Here is a 6,733-nt window from a genome sequence, read left to right on the forward strand (position 1 = left end):
GACTTGAGGGACATAAAACGCAGAAAAGCCCCGACAGACAGTAAAGCGCCGGGGATGTAAATGGTTTTGCCGTAAATGAAATATTTTCAGTATCTTTGCGCCTTTTCCAACAAAGAGGGCGGGCGGGTTGTTCAGGTGGTGATAATGTGTGTGTGTGTGTGTGTGTGTGTGTGTGTGTGTGTGTGTGTGTGTGTAATAAAATAAACGGGAATAGCAAATATTTCCGCTTCTTTTTTTGTCAAAGAGCGAAAAATATCCCTGTCTGCATTAAAGGTATTCCGTGAAAAACAGACACTTGGCGTATTCTGTCCATAATAACAATTCAAAATTCGTCGAATTAGAGCGCAAAGGTACAAATTTTTTTCCTGAATACTCCTTGTCCGGAAAATATTCCATAAGAAATTTTTACTGTTTTTTATTATCTCCTGTTTTTCCCTCATTTTTCCCTTGTTTTCTATCCTTAATATTATCGCTCGCAGCACAAATGTACGCTGACTTTTGCCGACCCGGAAAGAAATTATCCCAACGGCACAATGAATATCCCAACGACATAAATGGAGATTAACGGGCGTGTAAAAGTGCTGTTGGGATATTAAAACGGTTGTTGGGAGAAAAAGTTTGAGAGGAAGTAACAGTCTCCGTATTTTTGTGACAGTTAAATATTTTTTATTCACATAAAAACAGAAAGGAAACATAACATGGAATCTCCTCTTGAAAAATTACAAAAAACAACGACAATGGACGTAATGTCCGTTATCTATGACAAGATTAACGAACTCTTTGGTGCCGGTAATCAACTGTTTACAATGGAATTTCCGGCTCGTGGTCTTAACAACCGTACTTACGAGTACGACGACAACGGTTGCTACAGTGTGCTAACTAAACCCTATCCGGTTCAGGAAGCAGAATTTACATTGTCCAACCAGCTTTTCGATATTTCGCCTATCGTACAGGGTCCCAACGGCGAAAAACTCTCGACAGTGTTCAACACTCTGCTTAACAACTATGTCCCAAAACTTGACACGCTTAAACCGTTTGTTTCCGACCAGCGGGAATTACGGAACTGGCTGCTGGAAGAAATTGACTATGATGATGAAAACGGCAATAAGCAACGCGCTTCGCGTATGCACATTGCCAAGGAACTTTACGGAAAATTTCTCGAAGGGCGCAACAAATGGTACGAAGAAAAAACGGCTAAATATGACGATGCCAAGTCTTCCCCAAAAAGAGAGGAATCATTGGATTCCTTTTCCAAATGGCTATCGTCCGAAGGTCTGGTAAAAGAAGAAACCATTAACAATTTGTTCAATGATGCCGTGGTGCGCGGTCACTATCACGAGGTGCTTACTTTGCTGGGGTTCCTCAATGTATCATCGCCCGCCGAAGTGCTGGAAGAAACCAAGCAGAAAATGCGCTCCAGCCTGCGTCGCTCGCTTGATGGTTCGAGCGACATTTATCCCGTGCAATTTCAGCCGAGCAACTGGGCAAAATCGCTCCGTCCCAATGTCAGCCCCAAAGATTTGACCATGACCACCGAAAGTCTGATGGCAGACTTCAGGGCTAAAAACAAACGGCTCAATTCTCTCAAGGCGCAATTGGCAGAAATCGGCATCACGGAAATTCCGGTAAACAAACAGGACGAACTGAAAAAGGCAGCAGATGCAGCTGCCCAAAAAGTATCTGATATTGAATCAGAACTGATTACTCAATACGGCAAAGGTGCAGTGGAAGCGGTAAACACCGCCATAAAAATATTTAAAGCCGTTGACCCCACTGCTAATGCAAGTGACGCCATTACGACATTAACAAGTGCAAATGGAAAGCCAACACTTCAAAGTTCCAAGACGAAAGTACTTAACATTATTGGCGATTCTATCGGCAGCATCAGCGAAAACATGGTTGCCACCTTTGAGACGCAACAAAAGGCTTTGACGGCACAAAAAGTAGCCAACGATGCACTTATGGAATACTCGGAAGCCAAAGTGAAAGACAAACGGTTACTCAGACAGCGTGTGCAGGAACAAATAGACCAGCTTGAAGCCGACCTCAAATTTCTTGCCCCACTGGTAAGCGGCGTTATTGCCGAAGAAGCAAAAAACGAGAACGATGATACCGACCCCGACATCAAAGATTTGATAGGAAAAAGTAAAGAAAAACTGGATGAGGAAAAAGCGAAACTCACGAAGGAAATAAATGACACACCTGACGAAAATAAAAGTAAACCTGAGTATGGGAAGATCCAAAAAAGGCTTGCCAAAATCGAATCGTTGTTAAATCCGCCTTTGATGATAGATTCAAGTTCATCCGATTCGTCCGATTCCGACTTTATGGACGTTATCATCAAGGCTGAAATGACAGAAAAAACCGACAAGAATGAAAGCACATCCTCTGTCGAGAACAGTAGTTTCAAACTGGGCGGATGGTTCTTTTCGGTCGGCGGCAGCCACTCTTCTCAAAAAGCCAGTGAGATTGAAAAACATTCGGCATTGTCCAGCAAACTCGAAATTGGTTTCCGTGCCAAAAAAGTTACCTTCGAGCGCGGTGGATGGTTCAATCCCACTATTTTCAAGCTCAGCCACAATTATTTTCGTTTAGCAGATATGCGTTGCAGCGGCGGCAATATAGATAAAAGCACCGTACATAAAGCTGATTGCAACACATTCAAGAATAGTCTGCAATATACCGATGACCATGATGCCAACCTAAAATATCTGTTACCCGCCTTTCCCACCGGTTTTGTAATTGTTAAAGACATTACTATCCGAGTCGAATCCAATGCTGAAGAGAGCGCATCAAACAAGGAATATATGAAAGAAAACAGTGAAAATAGCGGCGGCATTTTCGGCTTCAGGGCAAGCAATTCAAAAGCCAGCAACAGTCAAAGCGAGTCGGCGTATTTCGGAAGCTCCGGTAACTTTTTCTATATACGCATTCCCGGCCCACAAATAATGGGTTGGTTCCTCGAGTTTACGTCCAAAGATAATGCTCAGACATATAAAGCGATTGAAACAGACATATTTAAGACGCTTAACCAGATGCCGACAGACAGTAAAGCCGTTGTAGAAAACAGCGAAACGCAGACGGCGGTAAGCGAATAAAAGTGAGGAGACAGCGAAAATCCCGAAAAGAGTAGCAACGGAAATTCCCTCTGCCGGAAAGAGCGGGTAAACAATAACAAATTTTATTTATGAACAAATTAAAAGATTTGACCGAAAAAGTCATCCATGGAGCCGGTGTGCTTATCCCGGGAATAAACACTCCTGAAACCTCCCAAAAATTTTCACTGCAATCGGTTCACGGACAATTTCTTTCGGCGCAATCCGACGGAACAGTCAAACTTACCGCTCGCCTCCCGGGTCCAATGGAAGTTATCCAGTTGATTCCTACCGGGAACGGCAAATTCGGACTGCAATCAACGTCGGGGAAATTCTTATCCGCCCAACCTAACGGTTCCGTGGAATGGAATCGCGACAAGTTAGACATTTGGGAAACTTGGACACTGGAACAACAGGGTTGCAATACGGTTGCTCTGAAGTCATACTTCGGGAAGTATCTGTCCGCCCAACCCAACGGTCGTGTGGAAGCCAACAAGGAACTTGCCAAAGAATGGGAAGTGTTCATCACAGAGTTCTATTTTTCGTAAATACTACTGTAAAATAGACGTATTAGCCTCGCCGTTGCCAACAGGGCAGGGCGAGACTTTAACACATGTAATAGTATCAACAATTTATTTGTTTTCAAAATGGATGTATTAATGAAAGAAGGTCAGGGGCGGACAGTCTCTGAGGTTTACGAAGAAACTGCGCGATTGCTGAATGTGGAAGATGCTGCTATCCGCGCCGTGTGCGAAATTGAATCGGGCGGACGTTCGGGATTCCTCAAAGACGGACGTCCCATTATTCTGTTCGAAGGGCATATTTTCTGGCAGGAACTCAAAAAAAGAGGTATTAACCCTGAAAAATATCAAGCCGATTACAGCGACGTACTTTTCCCAAAGTGGGACAAATCGAGCTATAAGGGAGGCGTTGCCGAATACGACCGGTTGAACAAAGCCGCCACTATTGAAGAAGAAGCCGCCTTGTGTTCTGCCTCGTGGGGGATGTTCCAAATCATGGGTTTCAATCACAAATTATGCGGATACAACACGGTACGGGAGTATGTGGATGCCATTAAGTCGGATTCCAACAACCATTTGCGGAGTTTTGCCCGTTTCCTGAAAAATACAGGAATCGACAAACCGCTCAGGAATCTGGACTGGGCAGTGTTTGCCGCCAAATACAATGGGGCGGGCTACAAGCAAAATCGGTATGACGAGAAACTTCAAAACGCTTATTTGAAATATAAGCTGCATTGAGGAGAGCATTAACCGATAAGAATAGATGTTATATCCTCAACAAAATCGGCTTCTCATTTGTTTGAGAAGCCGATTTTATTCTTATAATCGCCTGAACTGTTAATACAATAATCATCCTCAATGTTCGGCAATAATGCGAGCATTAAGGATGATTATATCAAAATACTAACTTTGCAAATACAGTTTAGTTTTGATTCTGATAATCAAACTTTTCTGGCGGCATGTTATTGATAAGAATATCCAAGGCTGCCCCTTCTGTCCAATCAGACTCTTTGTCTGGTTTTGATAATTTCCTACCTAAATTCAACGACCTAACGACCCAAACGATATATTGGGCATTTATCCACGGGTGAAAGTTGACTGGTGAATCATTATTTGGAAGTGAATCTGCATATCTCTTTAAATCTTCAACGCTATTGCTATTGCTTTTCGCTTCCTTAAGCACTGTTCCAATTGGTCTTCCCAGTCCGATAAATTTTAAGTCGCTACCATATAAATTGCTCACGTCCTTTGGATTTGGTACTTCGGTAAAAACAGGCGGATTTTCATTTTTGTGTTCATCATAAACTTTATCTACTCCGCCTCCAAGATAACTTTTACTGTAAATATGAGCAAACCCTTTACGAGATATGCAAGTAGCACACTTCTCATTCGCTGCAAATGCTATTTGCATAGAAGCTCCTCCAATTTCAAGAATACCATGCGTGATGCCGGTATAAGTCAATGGCTTTTCGGGTGTCGAAGTACTAAATCCTAAACTCCCATTTTTGTAGTTCGCCGCAATCCACGCATAAAGTCCTTCGTATCGTCCGGAAATGGTCATGGCTGTAACTAAACGAAAACGGTTATACTCTCTTGGTTGACTATGCATCATATTGTAAATTGAATTGGCTTTATCTTCATCTACCAGCCGCATCCCGGCAGTTGCCAAGACATACAGTGGTATTTTTTCTGCATTATTACCACTATCATACATATCTGTCATTGTTTGCAAAAAAACTCTGACACTGTCATTATGATTAGCAACACCGGATAATGCTCTCCCTTTTGAGTTGTCCTTCTGTTCCGGGGTAGAAGGATAAACAATGCTAATTTTACCTTCATTTTTATTGACATCATACACATACAACCTTGACCCCGAACTTCCAGCATCAATAATTGCAATTTTTTCCGCCGACAGAGTACCCACAATACTTATCAGGAGTATTGCCATTAATGCAAATGCTTTAACTTGAAATTTCAATACATTTTTCATACGTTTTCTTATAATTAAATTCTCCTACTCTTTTCAATATCCAGCTTTTCGGAATCCGCTGCTTTGTCGATTTACAAATCTCCGCCACAAAATTACCGCCCGTCCAAAGCCGTCGCAATTTTTTTCTCCCAACGGCATAATGAATATCCCAACGACACGAAAAAGGATTAATTGAGCGATATTTTACACGGGCGGTGCAAACCCCTGCCACACACGCGCAAACCCCTGCCACTTTTCTAAAACCCCTTTTTCCGCAATCTTTGTTCATTTACTTTTGCGCCGCGTCGCTATTGGCGTAACTTAAAAATTGAAGTAATATGAACGAAAAATTGAAAGACCAAGATGTGTTATTGGTCAAGGAAAAAGGCAGCAATGAACTGCACGCCGTGAATCTGGACAAAAACGGAAAAGTCAAATCTACCAAACTTGACGGAAGCGAGAATCCCGATTTTTTGAAAATCGACAAAAACGGCAACGCGCTTGAAAACTTTTTTGAGAACTTCAAGCGGCAAATCAAAGACCCTACCCGCTTTGACTTTTACCGCGCTCCGCTGGAAAAGTTAGGAGACGTTGTAAAACGCCTGTATGAAGCATTTAAAAGTCCCGACAAGCCCGAAAACAAAGACTTTTTGGATGTACACCGCATTGAGCCTGAAAATTTTCAGAAAAAACAGGCAAAGGAACAGGGACAAACGGAAGGGCAAACGAAAAGTTATGCTATTAATCCCGACCTTGTGGACTGGCAAAAGTTTGAACGCTTCGGCATTAGCCGCGAGGCGTTGGAAAAAACAGGCAATCTGGATAAACTGCTTGATTATCAGAAAACAAACCTGATGCCTGTTGCAATGAAATTCGACAGCGAAACGCTACGCTCAGACGCGCGTTTCTCACTTCGCAAACAGGAAGACGGCACGTTTGCGCCTGCCGTTCATCTTATCCGCAGCAAGCCCGATTTGGAACGTCCCTATTTCGGTGTTGAATTTACCAAAGAAGACAAGGAAAATTTATTGAAAACAGGCAATCTCGGACGTGTCGTCGAAGCCGAATTTAAGCAAGGTGAAAAAACGCCGGTACTCATTTCGCTGGACAAGCAAACCAATGAATTGGTGGCGTTCCGCAAGGAA

General features: G+C 42.7%; 5 protein-coding genes. 4 read left to right on the forward strand and 1 reads right to left on the reverse strand.

What is annotated here, in order from left to right; genetic code table 11:
- Nucleotides 1-698 precede the first annotated feature (698 nt).
- From ACYPWY_RS15255 to ACYPWY_RS15265, 3 genes are all read left to right on the forward strand, one after another.
- Nucleotides 699-3,098 (forward strand): hypothetical protein, encoded by a 2,400-nt coding sequence (locus ACYPWY_RS15255; RefSeq protein ID WP_459686405.1) that lies wholly within the window; start codon nucleotides 699-701, stop codon nucleotides 3,096-3,098.
- Between the two features lie 89 nt (nucleotides 3,099-3,187).
- Nucleotides 3,188-3,643, forward strand: a complete 456-nt coding sequence (locus ACYPWY_RS15260) for a fascin domain-containing protein (protein WP_459686406.1) — start codon at nucleotides 3,188-3,190, stop codon at nucleotides 3,641-3,643.
- 111 nt (nucleotides 3,644-3,754) lie between these two features.
- The gene (locus ACYPWY_RS15265) at nucleotides 3,755-4,354 is read left to right on the forward strand and encodes an N-acetylmuramidase family protein (RefSeq protein WP_459686407.1); all 600 of its coding nucleotides are present in this window, start codon (nucleotides 3,755-3,757) and stop codon (nucleotides 4,352-4,354) included.
- Between the two features lie 184 nt (nucleotides 4,355-4,538).
- Here ACYPWY_RS15265 and ACYPWY_RS15270 read toward each other — a convergent pair whose 3' ends face one another.
- Nucleotides 4,539-5,609, reverse strand: a complete 1,071-nt coding sequence (locus ACYPWY_RS15270) for a hypothetical protein (protein WP_459686408.1) — start codon at nucleotides 5,607-5,609, stop codon at nucleotides 4,539-4,541.
- 317 nt (nucleotides 5,610-5,926) lie between these two features.
- Here ACYPWY_RS15270 and ACYPWY_RS15275 point away from each other — a divergent pair.
- The coding region (locus tag ACYPWY_RS15275) for a DUF4099 domain-containing protein (RefSeq protein ID WP_459686409.1) at nucleotides 5,927-6,733 on the forward strand (807 nt) is incomplete at its 3' end.

This window comes from Viscerimonas tarda (assembly GCF_054601255.1).

What these genes read in the sequence shown, in the direction of transcription:
- ACYPWY_RS15265 (WP_459686407.1), top strand. Translation starts at nt 3,755, where the DNA reads ATGAAAGAAGGTCAGGGGCGGACAGTCTCTGAGGTTTACGAAGAAACT.
- ACYPWY_RS15260 (WP_459686406.1), top strand. Translation starts at nt 3,188, where the DNA reads ATGAACAAATTAAAAGATTTGACCGAAAAAGTCATCCATGGAGCCGGT.
- ACYPWY_RS15270 (WP_459686408.1), bottom strand. Translation starts at nt 5,609, where the DNA reads ATGAAAAATGTATTGAAATTTCAAGTTAAAGCATTTGCATTAATGGCA.
- ACYPWY_RS15255 (WP_459686405.1), top strand. Translation starts at nt 699, where the DNA reads ATGGAATCTCCTCTTGAAAAATTACAAAAAACAACGACAATGGACGTA.